The 1,851-nt window shown below is 62.1% G+C and carries 2 protein-coding genes; both read right to left on the bottom strand.

All coding sequences use genetic code 11. The features are described 5' to 3' along the window. Positions 1-51: 51 nt before the first annotated feature. Positions 52-1,233, bottom strand: coding sequence for a GGDEF domain-containing protein (locus NX774_RS23250; RefSeq protein WP_258824675.1), 1,182 nt, complete (start codon positions 1,231-1,233; stop codon positions 52-54). A 190-nt stretch (positions 1,234-1,423) separates the two neighbouring features. Continuing rightward, a partial coding sequence (locus tag NX774_RS23245) for a GNAT family N-acetyltransferase (protein WP_307731435.1) occupies positions 1,424-1,851 on the bottom strand: 428 nt, incomplete at its 5' end.

The following is a 1,851-nucleotide window of genomic DNA, read 5'->3' as shown; positions in this document are numbered from 1 at the left end:
AGTCCGCCGGGCGCAAGGGCTTTCGAACGTAACCAGAATCGTCAGCCGAGCTTAGGCGGAGATCGCGGCGGCCTCGGCCGGTTCCCGGCTCACGACGCGATCACGGCCGGCCTGCTTGGCGCGGTACATTCGCTGGTCAGCCAGTTCAACGAGATCCTTCCAGTCCGCGGCCTGGTCGGCGCGGGACTCGGCAATGCCGATACTCGCCGTGACCCGGCCACCTTCCGGGCGCTCACCGAAGCCTGCCTTGCGCACCCGCTCGATGGCGGTTTCTGCCTGCTCGATGGTGGTGCCCGGCATAATCAAGAGGAACTCCTCGCCGCCCCAACGGGCCAGCACGTCGCCGTGGCGCAGGTGGCGGCTGACGCTTTCGGTCATCGTGATCAATGCCCGATCGCCAGCTTCGTGCCCGAACTGGTCGTTGATGCGCTTGAAATGGTCCAGGTCCAGGAACGCGACGGCAAAGGGCGCGTTGGCGCGGCGCGCGAGCGTGAAGTGCAGATCGATGATTTCGGTGCCGCTGCTGCGGGAGAACGCACCAGTCAGCGGATCCCGGATCGCCTGGCGTACCAGCGCAATCATGAAAGCGAGCTGGCAAAGGCCAGCCAGCGCGGCCACACCGGTGATCAACACCAGCAGCCAAAACGCGCCGGCAAACGAAGGCCAGTCCATCGCAGCCCAGCGCAGGTAGCCGGACACCGCCTGGCAGATCAGGATCGGGCTGGCCACAACCAGGCTTTCCACCAGGGTCAGCGGGAAAATCGACAGCCCCGCAAGCAACACGAACGGAAGGAATGCATAGCCGGCGCCGATGGCGGCAGACATTCCCGTCAGCTCATAGTAGGTGAGCAAAGTGTGCGACGCGACATAGAAGACGGTCGGGATCGCGAACAACAGCGCCATCGCGCGGTACGCATTGAAGAGGTCGCCGTTGGACCGGTAATAGACCAGCAGGCTGGCAAACGCCGCGCAGGCCGCAAAGCGCATCAAGGCGAGTTCTCGCCACAGCGGGAACGGGAAGACAATGAAGTCCACCACGCTCCACACTGGCGTGAGGACGGCAAAAAGGAACGCGAACAGCCTGACGCGATTGACGATCAGCGTTGCACGCCGGCGCGCGAGCAGGGAGAGATGGCGGTGAGGCGTGGCCAGCCAGCTCAGCTCCCCCTGGTTCAACTCCCCAGGCATCAGGCCGGTCAGGCGCTGCCAAACCATGGCAGAAAGTGGGCTCATCGATGCTTTCTCAAAAACAGACCAAGGCGACATGCCAGGGTTTGCTGCGCCACGCTTCTGCCCAAGCGAGGGTATGCAAATTCCAAGATAGCAATAATATTTAATGCGCTGCAATATGTCACGCACTGCCGCTCATGCAGTCGTGCAATCCGGAAATTTGCGGCTTGTTCGCAACATTTTGGTGCAAGCGTCAGAGACGGGCGCGGCGCATCAATTTGGACGAGCCTTCGACCGGCTCGAAGCCGAAAGCGCGGTAGAGCCCATGCGCATCCTGGGTGGCGAGCATCAAGGTGCCAACGCCTTCCCGCTCCAGCCGCTCGAGCATCGCGGCAACGAGCTGCTTGCCATATCCCCGGCCACGAAAGGCGGGAAGTACGAAAATGTCCTTGAGGTAGCCAAAGGTGGCGAAATCGGTGACGACCCTGCCGAATGCGACCTGGTCGGTACCGACAAAGCCCCCGAAGCACAGGGAGTTCGACAATGCCTTGTTGATCAACTCCCTGGAAACGCCCTTCGACCAGTACGCGTCCTCGGACAGGAATCGGTGTATCAGGACGAGGTCCAGATCGGATGCTTCGCTCGAAATTCTCATGTGCGTCATGTGGCGGCCCCAATGCG

The organism is Massilia agilis, from assembly GCF_024756255.1.
Lineage (GTDB): Bacteria > Pseudomonadota > Gammaproteobacteria > Burkholderiales > Burkholderiaceae_D > Telluria > Telluria agilis.
The sequence above is the reverse complement of the archived record's forward strand: the minus strand, read 5'-3'. Positions and strand labels throughout refer to the sequence as shown.